Annotated in this window: 27 protein-coding genes; 9 read left to right on the forward strand and 18 right to left on the reverse strand. The window is 48.3% G+C overall.

Annotation, left to right across the window (positions count from 1 at the left end; all coding sequences use genetic code 11):
* Positions 1 to 18: 18 nt before the first annotated feature.
* From AC1XUF_RS22010 to AC1XUF_RS22030, 5 genes are all read right to left on the reverse strand, one after another.
* Positions 19 to 291 (reverse strand): hypothetical protein, encoded by a 273-nt coding sequence (locus AC1XUF_RS22010; protein WP_483343990.1) that lies wholly within the window; start codon positions 289 to 291, stop codon positions 19 to 21.
* A 28-nt stretch (positions 292 to 319) separates the two neighbouring features.
* Positions 320 to 1,009 (reverse strand): hypothetical protein, encoded by a 690-nt coding sequence (locus AC1XUF_RS22015; RefSeq protein WP_483343991.1) that lies wholly within the window; start codon positions 1,007 to 1,009, stop codon positions 320 to 322.
* A gap of 98 nt (positions 1,010 to 1,107) precedes the next feature.
* Positions 1,108 to 1,629: a flavodoxin domain-containing protein gene (locus AC1XUF_RS22020; RefSeq protein ID WP_483343992.1), complete on the reverse strand. Its 522-nt coding sequence runs from the start codon at positions 1,627 to 1,629 to the stop codon at positions 1,108 to 1,110.
* Positions 1,630 to 2,018: 389 nt separating this feature from the next.
* Positions 2,019 to 2,480, reverse strand: coding sequence for an Hsp20/alpha crystallin family protein (locus AC1XUF_RS22025; RefSeq protein WP_483342703.1), 462 nt, complete (start codon positions 2,478 to 2,480; stop codon positions 2,019 to 2,021).
* Between the two features lie 308 nt (positions 2,481 to 2,788).
* Positions 2,789 to 3,892 carry a PAS domain S-box protein gene (locus AC1XUF_RS22030; RefSeq protein ID WP_483343993.1) on the reverse strand — a complete coding sequence of 368 codons (1,104 nt, stop codon included), beginning with the start codon at positions 3,890 to 3,892 and terminating at the stop codon, positions 2,789 to 2,791.
* Positions 3,893 to 4,225: 333 nt separating this feature from the next.
* On the opposite strand from AC1XUF_RS22030, the gene AC1XUF_RS22035 reads away from it, so the two are divergent.
* Positions 4,226 to 4,579 carry a hypothetical protein gene (locus AC1XUF_RS22035; RefSeq protein ID WP_483343994.1) on the forward strand — a complete coding sequence of 118 codons (354 nt, stop codon included), beginning with the start codon at positions 4,226 to 4,228 and terminating at the stop codon, positions 4,577 to 4,579.
* Here AC1XUF_RS22035 and AC1XUF_RS22040 read toward each other — a convergent pair.
* The 3 genes from AC1XUF_RS22040 to AC1XUF_RS22050 all read right to left on the reverse strand — a co-directional run bounded on the left by AC1XUF_RS22040 (position 4,544) and on the right by AC1XUF_RS22050 (position 6,367).
* Positions 4,544 to 4,723, reverse strand: a complete 180-nt coding sequence (locus AC1XUF_RS22040; protein ID WP_483343995.1) for a hypothetical protein — start codon at positions 4,721 to 4,723, stop codon at positions 4,544 to 4,546. The genes AC1XUF_RS22035 and AC1XUF_RS22040 overlap by 36 nt on opposite strands.
* A 264-nt stretch (positions 4,724 to 4,987) precedes the next feature.
* Positions 4,988 to 5,461, reverse strand: a complete 474-nt coding sequence (locus tag AC1XUF_RS22045; protein WP_483343996.1) for a hypothetical protein — start codon at positions 5,459 to 5,461, stop codon at positions 4,988 to 4,990.
* A 78-nt stretch (positions 5,462 to 5,539) separates the two neighbouring features.
* Positions 5,540 to 6,367, reverse strand: coding sequence for a universal stress protein (locus AC1XUF_RS22050; RefSeq protein ID WP_483343997.1), 828 nt, complete (start codon positions 6,365 to 6,367; stop codon positions 5,540 to 5,542).
* A gap of 293 nt (positions 6,368 to 6,660) precedes the next feature.
* Between AC1XUF_RS22050 and AC1XUF_RS22055 the strand changes: the two genes are divergently transcribed.
* Positions 6,661 to 7,149, forward strand: coding sequence for a DinB family protein (locus tag AC1XUF_RS22055; RefSeq protein WP_483343998.1), 489 nt, complete (start codon positions 6,661 to 6,663; stop codon positions 7,147 to 7,149).
* 89 nt (positions 7,150 to 7,238) lie between these two features.
* Here AC1XUF_RS22055 and AC1XUF_RS22060 read toward each other — a convergent pair whose 3' ends face one another.
* The 5 genes from AC1XUF_RS22060 to AC1XUF_RS22080 all read right to left on the reverse strand — a co-directional run bounded on the left by AC1XUF_RS22060 (position 7,239) and on the right by AC1XUF_RS22080 (position 10,667).
* The gene (locus AC1XUF_RS22060) at positions 7,239 to 8,507 is read right to left on the reverse strand and encodes a PAS domain-containing sensor histidine kinase (protein WP_483343999.1); all 1,269 of its coding nucleotides are present in this window, start codon (positions 8,505 to 8,507) and stop codon (positions 7,239 to 7,241) included.
* A 7-nt stretch (positions 8,508 to 8,514) separates the two neighbouring features.
* On the reverse strand, positions 8,515 to 8,832 hold the full coding sequence (locus AC1XUF_RS22065) for a hypothetical protein (RefSeq protein ID WP_483344000.1): 318 nt from the start codon (positions 8,830 to 8,832) through the stop codon (positions 8,515 to 8,517).
* Positions 8,833 to 8,873: 41 nt separating this feature from the next.
* On the reverse strand, positions 8,874 to 9,713 hold the full coding sequence (locus AC1XUF_RS22070) for a universal stress protein (protein ID WP_483344001.1): 840 nt from the start codon (positions 9,711 to 9,713) through the stop codon (positions 8,874 to 8,876).
* A gap of 388 nt (positions 9,714 to 10,101) precedes the next feature.
* Complete coding sequence (locus AC1XUF_RS22075; protein ID WP_483344046.1) at positions 10,102 to 10,308, reverse strand: cation transporting ATPase C-terminal domain-containing protein; 207 nt, start codon at positions 10,306 to 10,308, stop codon at positions 10,102 to 10,104.
* On the reverse strand, positions 10,233 to 10,667 hold the full coding sequence (locus AC1XUF_RS22080; protein ID WP_483344002.1) for a cation-transporting P-type ATPase: 435 nt from the start codon (positions 10,665 to 10,667) through the stop codon (positions 10,233 to 10,235). The genes AC1XUF_RS22075 and AC1XUF_RS22080 overlap by 76 nt, the downstream gene beginning before the upstream one ends.
* 648 nt (positions 10,668 to 11,315) lie before the next feature.
* Here AC1XUF_RS22080 and AC1XUF_RS22085 point away from each other — a divergent pair.
* From AC1XUF_RS22085 to AC1XUF_RS22115, 7 genes are all read left to right on the forward strand, one after another.
* A complete protein-coding gene (locus tag AC1XUF_RS22085; protein ID WP_483344003.1) occupies positions 11,316 to 11,471 on the forward strand; it encodes a hypothetical protein in 156 nt (51 codons plus the stop codon).
* Between the two features lie 47 nt (positions 11,472 to 11,518).
* Positions 11,519 to 11,815 (forward strand): cation-transporting P-type ATPase, encoded by a 297-nt coding sequence (locus AC1XUF_RS22090; protein ID WP_483344004.1) that lies wholly within the window; start codon positions 11,519 to 11,521, stop codon positions 11,813 to 11,815.
* Positions 11,773 to 12,168: a cation transporting ATPase C-terminal domain-containing protein gene (locus tag AC1XUF_RS22095; protein ID WP_483344005.1), complete on the forward strand. Its 396-nt coding sequence runs from the start codon at positions 11,773 to 11,775 to the stop codon at positions 12,166 to 12,168. The genes AC1XUF_RS22090 and AC1XUF_RS22095 overlap by 43 nt, the downstream gene beginning before the upstream one ends.
* A gap of 82 nt (positions 12,169 to 12,250) precedes the next feature.
* Complete coding sequence (mgtA, locus tag AC1XUF_RS22100) at positions 12,251 to 14,761, forward strand: magnesium-translocating P-type ATPase (RefSeq protein ID WP_483344006.1); 2,511 nt, start codon at positions 12,251 to 12,253, stop codon at positions 14,759 to 14,761.
* Positions 14,762 to 14,898: 137 nt separating this feature from the next.
* Positions 14,899 to 15,750 carry a universal stress protein gene (locus AC1XUF_RS22105; RefSeq protein WP_483344007.1) on the forward strand — a complete coding sequence of 284 codons (852 nt, stop codon included), beginning with the start codon at positions 14,899 to 14,901 and terminating at the stop codon, positions 15,748 to 15,750.
* A gap of 31 nt (positions 15,751 to 15,781) precedes the next feature.
* Positions 15,782 to 16,036, forward strand: a complete 255-nt coding sequence (locus AC1XUF_RS22110) for a BON domain-containing protein (RefSeq protein ID WP_483344008.1) — start codon at positions 15,782 to 15,784, stop codon at positions 16,034 to 16,036.
* A gap of 1 nt (position 16,037) precedes the next feature.
* Positions 16,038 to 16,844: a universal stress protein gene (locus tag AC1XUF_RS22115; protein WP_483344009.1), complete on the forward strand. Its 807-nt coding sequence runs from the start codon at positions 16,038 to 16,040 to the stop codon at positions 16,842 to 16,844.
* Positions 16,845 to 16,877: 33 nt separating this feature from the next.
* On the opposite strand, the gene AC1XUF_RS22120 is transcribed toward AC1XUF_RS22115, so the two are convergent.
* Genes AC1XUF_RS22120 through AC1XUF_RS22140 form a run of 5 tightly spaced genes read right to left on the reverse strand, consistent with a single transcriptional unit; the run spans position 16,878 to position 21,068 of the window.
* A complete protein-coding gene (locus tag AC1XUF_RS22120) occupies positions 16,878 to 17,714 on the reverse strand; it encodes a universal stress protein (protein ID WP_483344010.1) in 837 nt (278 codons plus the stop codon).
* 11 nt (positions 17,715 to 17,725) lie between these two features.
* Positions 17,726 to 18,565, reverse strand: coding sequence for a universal stress protein (locus AC1XUF_RS22125; RefSeq protein ID WP_483344011.1), 840 nt, complete (start codon positions 18,563 to 18,565; stop codon positions 17,726 to 17,728).
* 27 nt (positions 18,566 to 18,592) lie between these two features.
* Positions 18,593 to 18,994, reverse strand: coding sequence for a hypothetical protein (locus AC1XUF_RS22130; protein ID WP_483344012.1), 402 nt, complete (start codon positions 18,992 to 18,994; stop codon positions 18,593 to 18,595).
* A gap of 37 nt (positions 18,995 to 19,031) precedes the next feature.
* A complete protein-coding gene (locus AC1XUF_RS22135) occupies positions 19,032 to 20,546 on the reverse strand; it encodes a succinate CoA transferase (protein ID WP_483344013.1) in 1,515 nt (504 codons plus the stop codon).
* Between the two features lie 6 nt (positions 20,547 to 20,552).
* The gene (locus AC1XUF_RS22140; RefSeq protein ID WP_483344014.1) at positions 20,553 to 21,068 is read right to left on the reverse strand and encodes a hypothetical protein; all 516 of its coding nucleotides are present in this window, start codon (positions 21,066 to 21,068) and stop codon (positions 20,553 to 20,555) included.
* Positions 21,069 to 21,082: the final 14 nt, after the last annotated feature.

Here is a 21,082-nt window from a genome sequence, read left to right on the forward strand (position 1 = left end):
TGTTTTTTACGGTCCGGATTAATAGGTCTCGTACTCATCATAAAGCGTTTCCTGCAATTCCTGTGGCTGGCCAAATGTTGGTGCGGCAAAAGTTTGCCAGCTGGCCGGCATGTCGCTGATATGATCATATGAGAACTGACTTATGGATTTGATCCCGGGTTTGTCGGGCGCTATTCTGGTCAGACTTTTTACCCGCCAATGGTTTTCCTCAGGGATCTCATGATCGGTGCAGCAGTGGAACGCCGGCATGAAAGCCACGCCTAAAACAAAAACGGTAATTTTCGATCTCATGACGGACTTGATGGATCACTTGCATGATTTACTCGGTGAACGTCGGATTGATTACAATGTGCGCTTCGGCGGCATCGACCCCCAATTGGTAATTGTGCGGAGGGGCTGCCAGGACTTTTGTGGTTTCTACATTGTGAAATGCATACAATACATTACCGGTAAAATTGGTATATACCGGTGTGTTCAGGGGTGGCAAATACTCCAGCATAATATGGTAAGCGGCATCGGAAATAACCACCGTAGTATCTCCCAATGGCAGGGAAAGAAGCTGTATAGGTACCTCTGGGTGCTGTGGTGGAAAAAATGCCGTAGAGTAAGTTGACGCAATGGTCGAAGGCCAGCCGGTGGGTTTGTCGAGGATATAGGCTGAACTGGGGTGGACGGAGGGGTTGGCAATGCGTTTTACGTACAGTTTTAGTTTATAAACCACGTCGATCGTATTCGGATATATGCCGAAGTTGGACCAGGCAAATTGCATGGGTAGGATCACGTCCGGATTTTGTGGCGTGACAGTGGCGAAAATGTCGTTGATTGTCAGATTTTTGGCGAACTCTGCCTTAATTATTTCGAATTCGCAAGGGAAAAACCGTGGGGTCCCGTCTGCACGGTGGCAATTACCTTGCGGGTCGGTGATATCGTGGTCCGTGCACGATATTGCCAGTGCCATTGCCATGATCGCAGAGAATGGCAGGAGTTTAAGTAATGGTTTGATTTTCATTAGGAATAGTTGTTAATGTGATGAGATGCGGTTTAAGGTAGGCTTGAGCCAGCCGCAAAAGAATGACCCGGGTCAGCTATTACAATGATCGGAATGCTCTAATCCGCGGCAATCATGTAGGACTCGACTGCAACGAGCAGATCGATCAAATTGTCTTTTGAGATCGCGTTGAACCCATTGGTCATGATGGTTTTACGTTCCGGATCCCGTTCAAACAAAGTGGCCAGCCGAAGCATGGTCCGGTCCATGAAGTGTAAGTTTTTGATGACCAATTTTCCAGGCAAAAAAAAGGTGTTGTCTTTTTTGAGAAGTGATTTAGGGATGTTTTCTCTGAGAATCCTTCTTTGTTCTTTTTCGTCCGAGTCGGGCGTAGCACAGTCAATGAATATGAAAATCTTTTTAGACTCCAGAACTTCGGCGTGTTTAACCAGGAATGGTCGTAGCAAAAGATTTTCATAATAGACCGAACTGCCCAAAATAAGGAAGTCGAAAAGATGTAGCTTATCATCCGTGACTTCGTCGGCCGACAGACATGGCAGGTCTAGTTCCTTGCCTAGCCAATGCGCATACTGCCGCGTGGCGCCATATTTTCCCTTAAAAACAATTGCTCCTTTTTTCATGCTCGCTTGCTTGTCACAAAAAGTGAAATTTTGAAATCGCTAGCGGGTCACCAGTATGCCGCGCGTTTCCGACTTCGTTCCGCTTAGGATGGTCGGTATGTAAATACCACTGTTATATCGCATGGCCCCGGTATTTATCTTTGCGGGAAACTTGCTATCGAATAAAGGGAGAAGCAAACTCCTAGCAGCAGGCAGCGGGCCTGGGAGCGCGGCACCAACCGGAACCTCGAAAATAAGAGGGCCGTTTTTGAAGTAAGTAGGTAGAATTGGCTTCCATAGATAGCGGAATGGTTAAAGTCAACAACAGATACCATGACCACAGGGCCTACACATATAGCTGACGGGGAAGCGCTCAACTGCTTGGCCCTGTGGTGGATGCATTGGCCGGGTCAGGCAATTGCAATTTCCTTTTTAGGGGCCGGCAAACTGACCTCTTTTTTGGGAAGCGTCAGCTTGAGGATACCGTCCTGATACTGCGCATCAATGTGATCAGTTTGTGAATTATCGGGAAGCAGGAACGAGCGGGAGAAGCTTTGATAGGAGAATTCCCTTCTTCTATAGTTGTCCTTTTCTTCATTGGTTTCCTGCTCTTTCCGGGAGCTGATGGTTAACGTATCGTTTTCTACCTCGATTTTAAAATCCTTTTTCTCCAGGCCGGGGGCCGCCAGCTCAATGGTATATGCCTGATCATTTTCGGCGATGTTAACCGATGGGGTTTTTGCCGAAAGACCGAACCTGGAAAGGTTGTCATCAAAGTCAAACAAGGATGGTATGCCCAGGGCACTGGTGTCGAAAAAGTCGTTTAAAAGCAGCCTTGGGAACAAGGCCCCGTTTCTTTTTACAAGTGACATAGTTTTGTTTATTTAGTTTGAACAATTGTTTATCAACATTGTAAAAGTACCTGAGCAACAGTTGGTTGGGAATGATGATCAGCATTGCGATAGCTGATCATCGTCAGATTTGAAATGAATACGCTGCTTGGTGCACCACCGGGGATTGGTAAATGCCGGCCTTGCAGTCGGCAATTACTTTGTTGCATATTGCTCTCCATTCATGGCAGGTTGCAGAAAACGAGATCAAGAGCGAATGCAGTCACAACACAGGAGCGTGGCTTTTTGTGGAAACCGAAAGCTGTAATTGCGACGGGGTTGATCAACCATCACATATAAACAGGCTGGGGCAATAACCTTGTAACCTTTGTAAATCCGATCACTTCACCAAGATCGTCATGGATAGCGGTGATCAGGATCCTTCCCCAGAACCAGGATCCGTCTTTTCTTACCCGCCAACCCTCCGTTTTTGCGGAGCCATAAGCAGTCGCTTGTTGGATCAGAAGCTGCGGCACTCCGAGTGCCAGGTCTTTTGCATTATAAAATATGCTGAAATTTCTGCCGACTATTTCGTGAGCCTTGTATCCTTTCAAAATTTCGGCCCCCTTGTTCCAGTTTTCGACATTCCCGTCTCTATCAAGCAGTAAGATGGCATAGTCTTCAATTTCTTCGACCATTTTGCTAAAACGAAGTGATTTGATATCCTTTTCCGCCAATGATTCCTTCACAATAGCACGGATCCTCTGGTCTAATAAGCTGGTTGTCTGGGACATCATGTCGAGCCACTGTCCATCAACATCCTGGTATCCATCTTTGACAAGCCCCACAAGCCCCATAATGGTGGTCAGGGGCTGTCTGATATCGTGGGACTGGATATAGGCAATTTTGATTAAAGAATCGTTCTTCGACTTGATTTCGTCCATCTGGTTTTGCAGCAATTTGTCACGTAACTCCAATTCCAACATGAATACAACTTGCCTGGCAAGCACTTTCAGTGCACTTCTCTGCGTGTTATTAAGGTCGTTTGGTTTCGAATCAAACAGACAAAGTGTGCCAAGTTTTAATCCATTGCTGAGGGCCAGGGGCGCGCCGGCATAAAACCGTACCTCAGGGTCAGATTTGACAAGTTCATTATCGTAAAACCGGGGATCCTTCGTAGCGTCGGGAACAACCATTAGGTCGTCTGCCTGGACAGCATATTGGCAAAATGAGGTGCTGCGTGGCATTACCTCATAGTTTACCCCAAGTCTGACTTTTAGCCAATTCTCATGTTCATCCAAAAGCGTGATGAGCGCTACAGGTTTGTCACACAGGTTGGCAGCTAACTCCACAATATCTTGAAATTCCCTTTTCTTGTCGAAATCAGTTTCCAAAAGAAACTGAACTAATTTTAGCCTTTCATACTCTCTGTCCGGTCTGGTTCTGTTCACCATAAACGCTTCCTTTTTTAAGTGCAGTGGCTCTGTTTGATTTTTTTCAGTGCCTTAGGGGTTATTCATCATTAACAATCTTACAACAAAACCAGGAAAAAGGGAACTAATTATATCCATTTTCTGACAAGAATTTGCCCATCTGCTAAAAGTAGGCGGATGGTGTTTGCTCAGGCATGACCAGGGTCATCTTAGAAAATGACAATAGTCAGTTCTGTATCATTGTGACTCCAAAAGTCATCTGTTGGATTGAGTTTTATCAGCGCCCAGTCGTCCTGACTTTGCTTTTTTTGTCTTTCAATAGATAGAAAGTTTACGAATTTATCACAAGAAACGATGAGCAGGTATTTATTTCTTTTCGTCATGCTGGTTCATGGTTTGATACATGCAATGGGATTTGCAAAGGCCTTTGGCTACGTCAAAATAAGCCAGATCACCAGTGAGATCACACGAATGAGTGGCGTCTGTTGGTTGGGTGCCTCGCTTTTACTGTTATCGTCTTCGGTGCTGTTGCTGTTTAAAAATGATAACTGGGTTTGGACAGCAATGCTTGGGTCTCTAGTTTCTCAAGTATTGATCGTCATGACCTGGCAGGATGCAAAGTATGGTACGCTGGCGAATCTGATTATTGTTACTGGCCTGGTCATTACAAGCTTAACGAAGGAGGCCAATATTATTTTCAGGGATTGAAAACCCCAAAGTCTGTCCAAACGAAGCGGAATTCACACCGCCGCCGTTCATGGTTCCCAGACAGAATCCACCTGCAGCGTAATGCTGGTTTGGCGTTGCCTGCCGTTCCTGACCAGCCTGAGCAACCATTTTCTCTGCGTCCATTTCCGTCACTTTTATGCCAAAGCTGCCCCGACGGACATGACGTAATTGAGCAGACCATCTGCTGTTTTCTTGACCATTTCTAACCCGTCCCGACATTCAACCCATTTCCAATCCACTCTGGCAGGCAGGCAGAAAAATACCAAGCAAACGCGCAGCCCAGGTTGATCAAAGGCTGTTTTGAATGGGAATCTAGTAACGGATATGATGATACGTAAATTTCCATTCAAATTTACAGAGGATAGGCGCCTGTCAGCTCATTCATTTTTATTTCCACAGATAGGTATGCCGTGGGTTTTTCTGTAAATAGTACAAAGCCAGAACAGCCAGGAGCGGTGCCGGAAAGGCCGCATGCAGCCCCAGTGGCAGCAGGGCAATGCATAAAATCATGGCGCACCAACAGCCCAGGACAAACCATTTGCCGCTTAGGGTCAAAGCGACTGCTGCCGCGGCCTGGCACATGGCCGTGATCCATAATACGGGCTTCGTGATGTTGATGAGTGCCTTTCCCAGCAAAAAATGGTAAGGAATGGTAAGGATTTCAGCATTTTTGGAATATAGCCATGACATTTCCAGGGCAAGGGAGATATTAAACCAGCATGCGGCTGCAAATAACAGCGAGAACCCGCCACGCCCGGCGGCGGGATGCCTGGCTGACAACCAAAGTAACACTGCTGCGGTGAGGTTAATGCTGAAATAGACAGCCCAGAAAATAACCGGTGCTATGAATGAATTTTCCATACTACGGAGAGGCCTGCTGAAATAAAACGACTGATGAACTGCAGTGGCATACGATGATTTTTGTACAAGGGGAAGAACTCAGTCGCGCTTCAGGTGATACACGAGTAGCGGCAGATGTGTATCGAGTATCAGCTTTTTGGTCAGGCTGGGGTTAATGAAATATTCTTCTAAAAAACCACGCTCCCTCGATGCTACGACGATCAGGTCGGCTTGCTGCTGATCGCAATAAGCTTCTATTCCTTTGAGTACCCCTGCGCTTTTCTTTACCACAACCTCGTCAATAGTCGTGTCAAACCGTTCGTTGACCTGCTCCAGAAATTGGCCGTCGGATTGAATAGATGGCTGGGAATCTACTTTTAAAAAAGTCAGTTTGCCCCCAAGCTGTTCCACCAGGCTCGTCACCTCCTTGATGATATCTTTTTCGTCCAGTTCAAGCTGGGTAGCATACACAACCTTTTCAAATGAATATTTTGTTGTCTGGGCTGGCACAATCAGGACCGGGCAGGGCGCAACCTTCGCAACGGCCGTAGCTGAGCTCCCGATCAGCTTGTCCAGAAAGCCTCCTTTTCCAGTTCTGCCCATTACAATAAGGCTTGCCCCAGACTCCCTGGCCTGCCCGATAATGGCGTCATGGATGCCGTCACCCCTCCAGATAGCGTCTGCCGTGAACCCTTCCTCCCTCGCCTGGGCTACATGCCCGTGTAATTGTTTCCGTCGCTCTTCCTCCAATTCCTGATAAACTGGCAGGGAATAAATTGTTTCTGAAATGGCGATGTCAGATATATAGGGCTGATAAACATACAGTAATTCCAGATTGGCGCCTGTTTTGCCCGCAATTGATTTTGCGACCTCAAGGGCTTTTTCGGAAGGGCCTGAGAAATCAATGGGAACAAGGATCGTTTTCATGAGTCGTGATGGCTTTTGTTAAGTCCGATGGTAATGGTTCATAAAGATGAATAAAAATAGATCCTGAAAATCGGACAAATGATGACTTGTATCACAAGCTGAAATGATAATGCTTATGATATTGGCAAGGGTAAACCAACAGCCGTCGGCGATTCCGTCCGGATCAGGTGGCTATATGACCAGGCTCATTTTTTTTACCTCATCCCGGTGCTTGATTTGTGTCCCAGGATTGGACAGTTAAGCCAGGCGTTTTCAAAGAATGAGGCGATGGCGGTTTAAAACGAAATTTTAAAATGGAAACGAAATCGAAGACCGAAACGCTGCTGGCGCTCTGGAAAGAGGCCCGGACCCGTTTCTCCAACCAGTTGAAAACACTCACAACGGAGGATTTAGCAAGGAAACTACCCCAGACACAAAACTCGGTCGGCTTTTTGATCAGGCACATTGGTGACGTAGAGCTCCTTTTTGCAAAAAACGTTTTTGGGAGTAAGTTGTCGGTAAGCGCAAAAACATTGATCGCCCAGCGGGATACCGGCGAGTGGACGGATCTGCCGGGCCTGCTGCATTACGTCGCACAGTCGGCGGAAGCTCTGGAAACTGCAATCAGCCAGCAGCATGACCAGGATTGGGAAACTGATATTGTGACCAAAGAATTCGGCGTTAAAACCAAATCAGAATCGCTCGGGCGAATCATCTCCCATACCGCACATCACGGCGGGCAGTTGGCTATCATATTGAAATATGCAGATAGCGCGGTCGGGCAGCATCGGGTGCTCAGCTAATCTCAATCAACTTGTCGCTGCAAAACCGGGATCTCCCTTCCAGCCAGGTCTGGTGAAACGAAAGTGGACTCCGGGTTTTAAGACCCGATTTATTCTTCAAAAATCTCGGGTTCCTTGATCGCGTTGGGCAGGTTTACAAAGAATGTTGTGCCTTTGTCCAGTTCACTCACAAAAGAAACGGACCCGCCCATCAGCGCAACATAACTGCTGACAATATGGAGCCCCAGGCCTGTACCTTGTACCGTGCCAGCATTGGCAGCCCTGAAAAAGCGGTCGAACACATTGGGCTGATCTTTGACAGGGATCCCGATTCCCTGGTCGCAAACTTCTATTTGGACCATGTCCGTTTGAGCTAGGACATTGAGAAAGATGGTCTTGCCCGGCCCCGAATATTTGATTCCATTGGAGAGCAGGTTGAACAAGATGTTCCTGAGCAGCTCTTTATCCAGCCATACATCGCCAATTCCTTGGTAACCAAGCTGGATCTGTTGCCCGGCTTTGCAAAATCCCTGAACTTGCCCGATCAGGCTGGCGCAAAAATCCTCCAATTCAATAAGTACGGGCATGCTGTGGATGTGGCCCTCTTCCAGCTTTCCTACCGACAGGAAATCGTCCAGGATTTCGGTAAGGTTGGTGACGGCCGATTTGATCCTTTCGACATGTTTCTGCCTTCTTTCGTCTTCTTCTGTGGTGTTGTAACGCCCTATCAGGGAAGCCGATGATAGTATTGTTGCAAGCGGGGTTCGGAATTCATGGGAAGCAATGTTGATGAACTGGCTCTTCATGATATTCAATTCTCTCTCCTTTTTAAGCGCCCGTACGACTTCTTCCTGTGAGCCCTCTATTTTTCTAACGGCCGAGGCCAGTTCTCTGGTCCGTTGCTGAACCCGTTCTTCCAATTCCGTATTAAGCTTTTGTATCTCAAGATGAGCTTCCCTGATCCGGTTTTCCTGGTTTTTCCGTTCTGTGATATCAATGATGAAGTTAACAACAAATTCGCCGTCACTGGTTTTGAATGGGCTCAGGCTTACCTCCACAGGAAATTCACTACCGTCAGATCTTTTCGCGAAAAGGTCCAGCGAGTGGCCCATTCCCCTTGCCCTGGGCGCCTGCATGTATTCGTCTCTGTATTGTACGTGATGTGTCAAGAAACGTTGAGGGATCAGCGTCTCTATTTCCCTTCCGACCAGGTCCTCCTCATTGTAGCCAAACAGTGCTTTTGCCTTTGGGTTGAGCATGACGATTACACCCGGTTTTTTTACGACCACTATTCCTTCTGCGGCATATTTGAATAGGGCTTCCAGCATTTCGATATGCCTTCTGATCAACTCGGTCTGAGCTAATATATCACGAAACATAGCAATATTAATTAATGGCCCAGATCCGACGATTGTTAACAATTAGCCACCTTGAAACGCTACCCAGGGGAATTCCCGGCAATTGCAAGCTTTCGCTTCTCAATTCAGCTATGGCAAATGGCGGTCTGGTGACATACATGCATTTTGGGGCTAACCCCGAGGCTTGCTGGCGGGGGATGCGTCCCTGGTTCACGCGATCTTCGGCCGGATCCGATTCGATTGTCGTCTGTTTGGCATATGCGGCGGTTGGCCAGCCCAGGATTTGAGGGCTGGCACGCAGTCCGAAATGGTGCAGGGTTATCCTTTTTTGCGCGGGAACAGTCATGGGCAGGAGTAGTTGGAGGGTTTTTGTAGGAGCCGGAGCAATCAGGGGCCTGCATAGGTCCAGACTGCTTCAGGACAGTGGTTGACAACATCTTCCGCAATGCTGCCCAGCATCAGGTGTGTCAGGCCGGTATGGCCATGCGTGGACATCGCGATCATCGGGAACTCGAGCTGCCGCGCAAACTGTATAATCCCTTCCTCTTCTGTCTTACCGTGTTTAACGACAATCGTGTAATTTTTCAAATTGTAGAACCTGGCAAAATTATCCAGCGCGGTTTTGAGTTCCAGGTCTTTCTGCTTGGAGTCGGGCGTCTTTACATACAAAAGATGAAGCTTTGCATTGAAAAAGGTTTGCAAAGTTTTAACCTTTTCAATTAAAGTGTCTTTATTCAGTTCGATTGTAGTGGGGAAAATGATGTTTTTTACCTGATCTACTTTCTGGTTTTTGTGAATGGCAAGGACAGGAACGGGTGAGCTTCTGACGATTTTCTCTGTATTTGAGCCTACTAAAAGCTCGCCAAGCCCGCTTGCGCCTCTGGTTGCCATAACCACAAGATCAGCATTATACTGGTGGACGGATTTCAACACGACCTGGTTGAGCAATCCCTGTTCAACAACGAACTTTACCGGGGTGTTACCCTTGGTTATTTTTTTCTGAAGTTGATCATAATCCGCAATGGCCTGCTGCTTCAGTTCTGTCAGGATCGACATCGAATCGGCATAGTATGGATTTATTTCAAGGGTTTCGATATAATTGGGCGTGAGGTTGATTACGTGTAAGACCGTTACCTCGCCCCCGCTTAAAGTTGCAATTTCCAGGGCAAAGCGGAGTGCCTGCTCGGAGGCCGTCGAAAAATCGCAGGGGACCAGTATGCTTTTCATAAGAGTCAAATTTTTTGGTTGGGAATGCTGAAACGCTTTTCAACTTCAAAATAAGTGCAAACGCAAAAGGTTTACCCTGACGGAGGTTAGCCCGGTAAATGATCCTGATCAATAGGTTGCCGGGGAACTGAGGCACTGCGCTGCCAGAACTTGTAAATCTTAAACCAAAAAACGAAGATAAAGCCAGTCAGTGCGCTGGTTGTAATAGGTATTATACCAGGTGTGCCAAGGCTAAATAAAGTCCTCAATGGGTGTAAGAGCAGTATCATACGGAAAACAAAACTGATAAGGCCAGGATCCAGCTAGCCAGGTTGTTTTTGTATTTGATTGTTTCAAAAAACGACTCTTGAAATGAGCGATGGCCAGGTCAGAGAGAAATTGGCGGAAATCAGACAAATGAAAACCAGGACCTCGTTACTATCTCTGAGGTGCCGGACAATAACGCATGCCAGTAAACGCCAAACAATCCAGCCATCATGACCAGCCCCCGCACAATGCTGAGCAGCAATTCCTGCGGGGTCAACAAGCTGCTGGTAAACGGACGTGGCGGCTGCGAGAGGATATCTTTGTCGGCCTGTTCGATTTCATAGATAATCGAACAGGTTGGTCAACGGGAACCTGGGACGTAACTGCATTTCGGATCACCAGACATTTGGGCTCGGTAAATGCCTTAAGCTCTTTTAGGGCACTTTTACTTCTGGTGTCCTGGTAAAGAGAAATGACCGAGATCAGCACGATCGCCCCCAACATCATTGTGCCTTCCCGATCAGAGCCGGTGAGAAAATAGATGCTGGCCGCGATCAGCAAGAGCACCAGCACAGGTTCTTTGATCAGCGACCCCAGCGCATCCAGAAACCCGTTCCTCGATTTCCCTTCCAGGACATTCCTGCCAAACTTCTCCCTCGCTACCCAAACTTGCGCTTCGCCTAATCCCTGGTCTGTCATGGCGTCCATATTTGCACGGGAATATGATTGAAAGAGGAAAAAAATAAGCCTGCGCACAGCAGGCTTATTTCGAACTACTCACTCACCTCGCTCGTTCCTAAAAAGCGAATTCTTCTTCCTCTACTATCAGGTTGTTGATGACCAGGTTCACGCCGGTGGCCGCCCAGGCAGCTTCCTCTTCATCTTGTTTTTCGTTCCAGAGCATACAAGTGCCTGTCAGTATGACTTCATTCCCGGTGACGGACACTTTTTCCCTCCCGAATCGATGGAGGCATGGCGCCGGAAGGCGGACTCTATCTTTTTAGTATTCTTTTCATGCGTATGATGCCTTTGTTGAATGAGGCTTGCTCTTATTCCATGTGTACAAAATTGGCGGTAGTAAAAGTGTTTAGAAATGACGAAGGTCATCTCATTTCAGGACGGTGGTCAGCCAAATCGGACAGGCTTATTATTGTGGGACATGGTTGGGCATGAATGCATGGAGGCTGACGCCAAGATTATGTCATGCTCGCACTATAAGGCTGATTAATCTCATAAAATAGGTTGGCCATGCTCATAACCTGCGCAGCTCCGTCAGTCTACCTTTATTGTGAAGTTTGGATTTTTCTTTATATCCGTAAACGTCAAAAAGTCTTCTAATCATTCTAAAACGATCATATGATGGGCACATTTCAAACCAGCATTATCAAAGTGGTTACAGAAATTTTTGTGAGGCCTTCCAAAGGGCCAAAGCGGGTTTTCCAAGAGAAGACCAACGATTTTGAAGCATTTCTTGGCAGAATAAAAACGAATGCACACAGGATGAAAGCATAAGGAACGGAAACCTGAAATATGTATCCGGGGTGTGCCATGGACCATCCATGCTCCCGGCGAAAATGCCATCCTTACGCCGGGTTACGGTCGTGACATCATTTACCAGCAAGGTGCATTTGAAAGCTTTTCATGAATCTAAGGGGGCCGAGCTGGCCGTTATTCTGAATGTAGATCCGGGCAAGGGCCTATCCGGGCCTGAGGCACTACGCAGAAACAAGGAATATGGGCTCAACCAGTTTCGTCCCGAAAAGATTGAAAGTGTATGGGGCCTTCTGCTAAGGCAATTGAACAATCTGATTGTATGGGTTCTGGCCGCTGCCGCTTCTTGTCGGCTTCTGTTTTGAGTGTATACTGGTATGCGGTCGAGCAGATCGGGCTCAGCGTACAGGCAGGAAATACTCTTACATTTTATGCGTTATCCGTGACGCAGCTCCTCCATGTTTTTAATTTATATTCGAATAAAAGCGGCTTTTTTAAAAATGAAGTAACCTGCAACCCGTATGTCTGGTTTGCTGTCGTTATTTGCTCGCTGATCCTGGTAACTATAAACAATTTGCCCTTTTTTCGCGGCATACTTGCCTTAAGGCCACTTACCGTTGAACTGACCTTGTTCATTGCAGCCGGGGCGGTTTCTCCTCTTCTCATGGTCTGTCTGATAAGAGTTCTTAAAGCAAACCTAGCTCAGCAGAATAACTGACCATCGTCATAAATGCGGTCTTTTCAGTTGATCAACTTTGCAGCCAGAACTGGTATGTCAAACATTTAATGGCCTATTCATCATGTATGTAAAGAATATCCGGGGTTTGCCTTTAAGCAGTGTTCTTGATTTGCTGGAAAGTGGCGATCAGGGTTTGAGCGATAGCGTTGTCAAAGAACGCCAGAAACAAAATGCTCAGCAGACGATTGGCGAGTCGGAGTTCAAAAAAGGTTTGAAAATTTTCATCAGGCAATTTACCAGTCCGCTGGTTTTGTTGCTGGTGATTGCGGTTTTACTATCGGCCGTGCTGGGGGAAGTTTCCGATACGCTGATTATATTTTCCATACTTGTGGTCACCGGACTCCTGAGCTTCTGGCAGGAACTGCATGCCGGGAAAGCCGTTGAAAAACTTCGGCAAATGATCGAGCTTAAAAGTGTCGTAGTTCGTGGCGGGGCCGAGGTATCGGTCAACATGAAGGAAATTGTCCCTGGCGACATTGTCCGCCTCAAGGCAGGCGACATCATCCCCGCCGATTGCCGGATCATGGAAAGCAATGAGCTGCACGTTAACGAAAGCAGCCTGACGGGCGAGAGCTACCCGGCGGAGAAAATGCCTGGCGAGACCGACGAGCAGACTGCCCTTGCCAAAACTTTCAACTGTCTTTGGGAAGGTACCAATGTGGTCAGCGGTACTACCACGGCCGTCGCTGTCCATACCGGAAAGGATACCATATTCGGACAAATCGCCACCAGTTTATCCGAAACGCCGGAGACTGCGTTCGAGAAAGGGATTAAGCACTTTGGTTATTTCCTGCTCCAGATCACCGCTTTGCTGACATTGGTTATTTTTGCTATCAATATCTATTTTCACAAACCACTGCTGGATTCACTGCTTTTTTCCCTTGCACTTGCCGTGGGAATGGCACCCGAACTGTTGCCGGCAATTATGACGGTTTCTATGTCGTCCGGGGCCAGCCGGATGATGAAGAAGAAAGTAATTGTTAAAAAGCTCTCCTCTATATTCAATTTCGGTGAAGTGCGTGTGCTGTGTTCCGACAAGACGGGGACGATTACGGAAGGCACAGTTTGTGTAAAGGATTTTCTGAACGTATATGGAAGACCGGACGACCAGGTCCGGCTGCTTGCCTACCTCAATGCATCCATGCAGCAGGGCTTTACCAATCCGGTCGACGAGGCGATTTGTGCATTGGCGGTGGACACGGAGGGCTATGCAAAAATCGATGAAATTCCTTACGATTTTATCAGGAAAAGGCTGACCATCCTGGTTAGTTACCAGGACAAAAAAAGCATCGTCAGCAAAGGCGCACTGACCAACATACTGGACGTATGCAGTTTTGTGAAGGACGAAGTGGGGGAGACGAAAGAACTAGACGGGAAGTTGCGGACTACCATTCATGATCGTTTCGAAGCATTTTCGAAAGAAGGCTACCGGGTACTAGGTATCGCGTCAAAGGCATTTGAGGGCGATAAGATGGGCAGGGAGGATGAAAGCGCGATGACATTCGTAGGTTATCTGCTGCTGGAAGATCCCCTGAAAGAATCCAGCATTGCGTCCATTGATAGGCTCGGCCGGATGAATGTACAGTTCAAGATCATTACCGGGGACAACCGGTACGCCGCCGCCCATATCGCCCAAAAAATAGGGATCGACTCACCTCAGGTGCTGACGGGGGATGAGTTGAACAAGATGTCGCCGGAGGCGCTGCAAATCAGGGTCCTCAAAACGGACGTGTTTTCAGAAATCGAGCCCCACCAGAAAGTACGGATCGTGAAAGCGCTGCAGCAGGCAAAACAGGTTGTTGCCTATATCGGCGATGGGATCAACGATGTGGCTGCAATCAACGCTGCGGATGCGGGTATCTCGACCAGCAATGCGGTAGACGCAGCCAAGCAGGCGGCAGATTTTGTACTGCTGGAAAAAGACCTCTCCGTTCTGGCCGACGGTATCGAAGAAGGAAGAAAATCGTTTGTGAACTCGATGAAATACATTTTCATCACTACTGGTGCTACGTTCGGTAATATGTTCAGCGTGGCGGCAGCTTCCCTGCTGCTCCCGTTTTTGCCCATGCTGCCCAAACAGATCCTGCTGACCAACTTTATCACAGACCTGCCGGCGCTGGCGATCGCTTCGGACAATGTGGATCAGTCCCAGCTGGCTTCGCCAGGGAAGTGGGATATGAAGCTGATCAGGAACTTCATGATGGTTTTCGGCCTGCATAGCTCCATTTTTGACTTTCTGACTTTTTACGTCCTTTATTTTCATTTCAAGCTGACCGGGGCATCGTTTCGAACCGGCTGGTTTCTGGAATCTGTCATTACCGAATTGCTCATCCTGCTGGTCATACGCACCCGGGTGCCTTTCATCAAAAGCAGGCCAGGCAAAGCGCTTCTGATGATCACGTTATTTTCGCTGACACTTGCGCTCTTTTTGCCATGGTCGCCTTTCGCCCGGGCCCTGGGCCTGATGGCAGTTCCGGCCAGGCAAATGCTCATCCTGCTGGGTATCCTGGCCCTTTATATGCTCACGGCCGACTGGCTGAAAATTATGTTTTTCAGGTTCCACAAAAACTAGCTCAACCGCCCAGGACCTATCTTCGCCAGAGATGACTATAATCATTTTTTTATGGCCATCATGTCATTTGTCACGAGCACTTTTCAGGATAACTTGGTTTCTGATTATCATATTTGACGTCCTAAATAGCTACGATTATGAAAAATATCCTGGTTCCCTGCGACTTTTCCACTGCTGCACGCCATGCCTACCAGTTTGCCTGTGAAATCGCTGATGCCAATAACGGGCAGGTAAGCGTGGTACATGTAATTGAAGTGCAATATCTGTACGGTAATGGCATGGCGGGACAGCCTTATGCGGTGATCGACCCGGTTCGTACGATCAGTGAGATTACCCGGGACGCCGAAGAGGAATTTGAAAAAATGCGGAAAACGACGGGATCTATTTCTGCCCCGGTAAAATTTTCAGTGGAAACAGGGTCTCTGATCGAGACGATCCTGAAAATGATAGCACAGGAACAAATCGACCTGGTTGTGATGGCAACCTTGGGTGCTCATGGGCTTAAAGAATTTTTCATTGGCTCCAATACAGAAAAGATAGTTCGCTCGTCGCCTGTACCGGTTTTTGTTCTCCCCAAAATGGCGCATGTAAAGAATGTCCGTAACATTATCTTACCAAGTTGTCTGGACCTAACCCAGGGAGAGCTGATGAAAAAGGTACAGGCCTTGCAGCAATTCTTTGACGCCGTGATCCATGTTTTGTATGTGAATAACTATCCCGCAAGCCTGATACGGGACGAAGAGGTAGAAGTCAGCCTCAAAGATTTTGCCAAATTTTACGGTTTGGAAAGGTATACCCTCAATGTCCGAAATGGATCCAGTGTAGAAGAGGCCATCATCCAGTTTGCCGGTAAAGTACCCCATTCCATTATCGCAATGTCCACACATGGCTATCAGGGTTTTAACCATATTTTGAAAGGCAGCGTGGCCGAAGATGTGGTCAATCACATCGGTGAGCCGGTGTGGACATATGCCTCGCCAGGAGTTTAACGGTTCCCTCTCGAAGTTTCACCAGCCCGACATGAAAACATGCATCAGCGATTGGTCGCTCGCCGGTCACATCCGGAGCGCCCTGCACCAGAACAGCCAACTGAACGATAGGGATATCCTCATATCCGTGGATGAGGGATGGGTTTCACTTGAAGGTAAAGTAGGGCAGGAGGCAGACAGGCGTCTGGTTCAGTCTTGCGTGGAAAATATCCTGGGCGTTTTCGGGGTAACCAATAACCTTACCTTTTCGAGACTGCGTTTCCCGAAGCCATTCCCGACAGAATAATATGCAAAGAATCCTCGTACCCTGTGATTTTTCTGCACCGGCCATTGAAGGGCTTCAATTCGCGGTTGAACTTGCCGCCGCCACTTCAGCCGCCATTACTGTGCTTTCGGTGGTCGGCCCGCAGCAGCAGAAAGACGAACCCTTTGTGTCGGAAGGGTTTCGGGAAAACTTCGAAAATATGCTCATCAGGATTACCCAGCCTGTTCAGATTTGTCAGAAAATTCGGCCTGGGAAATTTGTGTTGTCAGTGATGGAGGCTATCGCGGAGGAAAGTACCGATCTGGTAGTGATCGGCACACGCGGCTCCAGAGGCTGGGAAGGTGTGTTTATGGGTTCAAATGTCGAAAAACTAGTAAGGACCTCACCGGTACCGGTTTTTGCGGTCAAACGGGAAACGCACATCCATGATATCAAGAATATCGTTTTCCCTTGTGACCTTGTTCTTTCAGATTATGACGGGATTTCCCGGCTTAAAAAGCTTCAAGCCGAACTCGGTGCCTGGCTTCACCTGCTACGCATAGACACTTCCGGTGTCACTGACCGGGAAATACTCGCCCACCGGGTGAGGGAGTATGCCGTTTTCCATGGTCTTTCAAAATACACGGTCAACATTGTTGCGGGTCCGGATGAGAAAGAGGGCATCCTGCATTTTGCCCGGGAAACAGGCGCCGATATGATTGCCATGACGACGCACGGAGCCATCGATCTCAATCATTTGTATATGTCCAGCATCGCGGCTGATGTGGTGAACCATGCACATTTGCCTACGTGGACATGTTTGCAGCAACCTGTGGGCCAGCCGGCCTGAAAAAGGGCCGGGCTTTCGATCCCGGCCCGTGCCCTATGTGTGGGCTATAAACAGTGGACTGTCCAATTTCTCCATCAGCAGGTCCGCCATACTGCGTCTGAACCACCGCGACACCAGGTTCCGCTGATAAGCACCCAGTACCACCAGCGGCGCCTGTTCACTTTCTTTTAAGTACTTCACGATTTCTTGTTCGGGAGTGCCATGCAGGATCTGGTAACTGGCATTTTGAAAGTGCCGTTTAGAAAATTCCTTCATCAGGCGGTTGTCCGGCAGGTGCAGGTTTTCATCCTGTGGTTTGACAGAAAGAATTTCAACCGGAAGCATTTTCAGGAACGGTAGCAGGTAACTGAACATCTTGATGGCGAACATGGAGGAAGGCTGGCCGTCGTACAAGAGCACGGTTTTCCCGACAACCTCAAAATCTTCGGGCACCACCAGTACCGGGCACTGGATGTCGCCAAGCAGGTCGCGGAGGAACCCGGTAGGCGGTATTTGCGGTAAAGGGGAGAGCGTTTCATTTTTGCCAATGACCAGCAGGTCGGCATATACCGTTTCATGCAATAATTCGGGCAAGGCAAAATTCCGGTCGTGGTGAATGGTGAATTCAATTTCGGCCTTTTCGCAAAGCGCGGTAAATTTTTCCACCGATTCTACCCTCGAAACGAGATCTTGCTCATTGAGCTTCCGGAGCTGCTGTTCCCAAGGTTCGAGGCGGGGCGCTAATTCGTAAATGGAATAACTATGGTAGCTGAAATCTTCAAGAAATATGCCGACCAGGTGCGACTGGGTTTCGCGGGCAATCTGAATGGCATATTGGACGGTGCTTTCCGCATATTTGAGGCCGTCGATGGCGGCAATGATCTTTTTCATGTATGTTTTATTTAAGGGTGGGCGAAGAAGAAGGGCAGGTACAGGCTTTCCAGTAGCGGGTCGGCCGTGCTGGGAAACAGTAATCTGGATAACGCATCACGGCCAAATGCGCCCATGATCACCAACGTCCTTTTTTTCTCGTTCAAATATTTATATAGTTCTTTACCTGGGTCGCCGGTCATGATTTTAAAGACAGGGTAACTGTAATGAGCACTGACCCATTGTGATAGTTTTTCCCGTTGGAACTCGTTTTCGTCCGGATGTTTTTGCACATGCAGCATCGTCACCTTCACGTCATCCAGTTCCGGGAAAAGGTAGCTGAACTGCTTGATGGCGAAGGCCGAAGAGCGGCTGTCCTCATAAGCAAACAATAACTCGTCGACGCCGTCGAAGGACATGGGGGCTACCACCACAGGGCATTCTGCTCCGGCAAGCACGTTTTTGACAAACTTGGAAGGTACATCGGCTGATTGGTCTTCTAAACTGATGTTTCTGTCAAGTATCAGCAAATCAGCGAACCTGCTCTCTGTAACGAGTCCCTCGAGAGGAGAATCTAAGTCCGGGTGTATGCTGTACCGCACCCCTTTGTCCTCGCAGGTTTTCCTGAATGTTTCTATGTATACCGAGCGTGTTTCTTCATACGCTGCATACCCAGGCAGGTCGCTGGCGACAATCGTCTCCACGTAGGGCATGCCGTATTTTAATTTGAGCGACGGCTGGGCATCCGCACTGTGTTTTTCCACGAATACAATCGTAAGCCTGGATTGGGTGAGCTGCGCCAGGTAGCAGCCAAATTGCATGCAGGGCATACAGGGCTTGTAAGGATTGAGGGCCAATAGTATGTTTTTCATCTTGGTTTTATTGAGATCGTTGTTTATTTAGACAGTAAAACTGATGCGGTTGCCATAAATCACGGAGTCGTCACTCAGGATTGCGTAGGCACGGTAATAGAAGAATGTTCTTCCGCTTATAAAATCCTTTGTGTAAAGGAACTGATTGATGCCCAACTCCAAAGGGTTGTCAAAAGTTATTTTGTTGTCGTTAATGGTCGGTTCAAGATTATGATTTCCAACGCCTCGAAAGTAGGCCGTGTAGACAATCCCATATTCTTTTACCGGTATCTCACCCTTGTCGTCAACCTGTATTTTGAAAATTGTACCTTCGTAGATATGCTCAAACGGCAAGGTCCTGAACGACAGCTCAGGGTGAGGCGTTTCGTGGTCAGTGCATGAAAAGACCAGAAATGCCAAAGGGATGAAGGCGGTAAACAGCGTTTTCATAAGTCTTTCTTTTAGTGTGATCGGACTTGCGGCGTTGTTAAGATTCCTGAAAATGACGTGTGCTTTTCATAGACCCGGTTTCCCGGAGGTTTTTGTACCAGTCGAAAGCTTTTTCGATGACGTGAGGTGTCTGGCCGCCCCTCTTGCACGCTTCTTGATAATATCCGGCGAGCATTTCCCGGTACTCGGGGTGAGCGCAGTTTGCGATGACCGCGGCTGCTTTCTGGCGCGGCGCAAGGCCGCGCAGGTCGGCCAGTCCCTGCTCGGTGACGATAATATCGACGTCATGTTCTGAATGGTCCACGTGCGAAACCATTGGCACAATGCGGGAGATCGTATTGCCCTTGCAAACAGATTCGGTCACGAAAATGCTCATGTAGCTGTTTTGGGCAAAATCCGCCGACCCGCCGATGCCGTTCATGATATGGGTCCCGGCAATGTGGGAGGAATTGATATTTCCATAGATGTCACATTCCAGCGCCGTGTTGATGGCGATCACGCCCAGCCTGCTGATGACTTCTGCGGCATTGGTGATATCCTGCGGCCTGAGGACGATTTTGTCTTTATACTTGTCCCAATTGCTGAATAACCTGTGGTAGCACGCTTCGGAGACAGTGATCGATGAGCCCGAAGCAAAATCCAGCTTACCGGCGTCTATTAAGTCAAAAGTGCTGTCCTGCAAAACCTCGGAGTACATGGTGAGATGTCCGAAAGTACTTTCTGCAAACCCATGCAAGACGGCATTGGCAACTTTGCCTATTCCAGCCTGCAAGGGCAGCAAGGAATTGGTCAACCTGCCCTTTTTGACTTCATTTTTTAGGAAATCGAGTATGTGACCCGCGATCTTTTCTGTGGTTTTGTCGATGGGGACAACATCAGCCGGACTGTCTTTGAGATCTGTGAAAACGATGCCGATGATTTTGTCAGGATCGCAGGGAATGGATGTTGTGCCAATGCGCTGGCCCGCTGAGGTAATCGGTATGATGGTCTTTGCCGGATAATTTCCAACCTGGAAAATGTCATGTATACCTTCGATACCGACAGGAATGGAAGTGTTGATCTCGATGATAACCTTCTTAGCCAGCGTTGCGATGACAGCAGAATTGCCAACAGAGGTGGTAGGCACAATGCTGCCGTCCTGCCGAATTGATGCCGCTTCGATGATGGCGATGTCGATCGCCGGAAAAACGCCGTTCTTGAGGTGCATGGCTGTTTCGCCCAGGTTTTCATCGATATACATGAGCTGGCCTTCATTGATAAAGGTGCGCATTACCGGGTCGGACTGGAAGGGCAGCCGCAATGCAATGGCACCTGCCGTGGCCAGCCGTGCGTCGGTTTCCTGGCCGAGCGATGCGCCGGTAATCAGGGTTATTTTTAAGGGATCGAATTCGGCCCTTTCGGACAACGCCAGAAGCACCGCCTTGCTGTCCCCGGATTTTGTAAAACCGCTTGAAGCAACCACCATGCCGTTCCGGATGTATTTGGCGGCTTCAGTGGCAGATATAGCCCTTTGGGCCAACGCTGTATTTTTGATCCTTGATAGGTCTTGCATTGTGTTTTATGTTAAATCTGAAGTGGCTATCCTGCCTGTTTTCCGCTCCTTTTTAATTGAAAGAGAAGCAACTTCACTCCTTTGAAGGCGGAATAGCGCTATCGCCATCAAAAGCGTAGAAGGAAAGGCAGCATACAATCCCAGGGGCGCTATACTGATACAGAAAATGATACCGGCCCAGCACCCGGCGATCAGCAGTTTGCCTTTAAACAGCATGGAGAGTGCAATAAGCACCTGTGCGACAGCGATGGTCAGTACCATGGGCTGGACAATCGCCTCGAAAGCACCCAGGATGAATCGTTCGTATAACGGAATGGCCGTGTCGGCGTAGTCCTGGTAAGCCCAGGGCGAATCGAGGGCGATGTATGTATTGGCCGCCGCTGCTCCGATGAATATGATAAAAAAGGAGGCCCTGGTAGTCCCTGGGTATTTAGTGCTGCCCCAGATAAGCGACAATGCCACCAGGTTGCTAGCCGTGTAGGCTGCCCAGAAGATGAACGAACTCGTGCTGATTGTTTCCATTTTGAACAGACTAA

It is taken from the genome of Dyadobacter sp. HNCC25DJ185 (assembly GCF_056895195.1).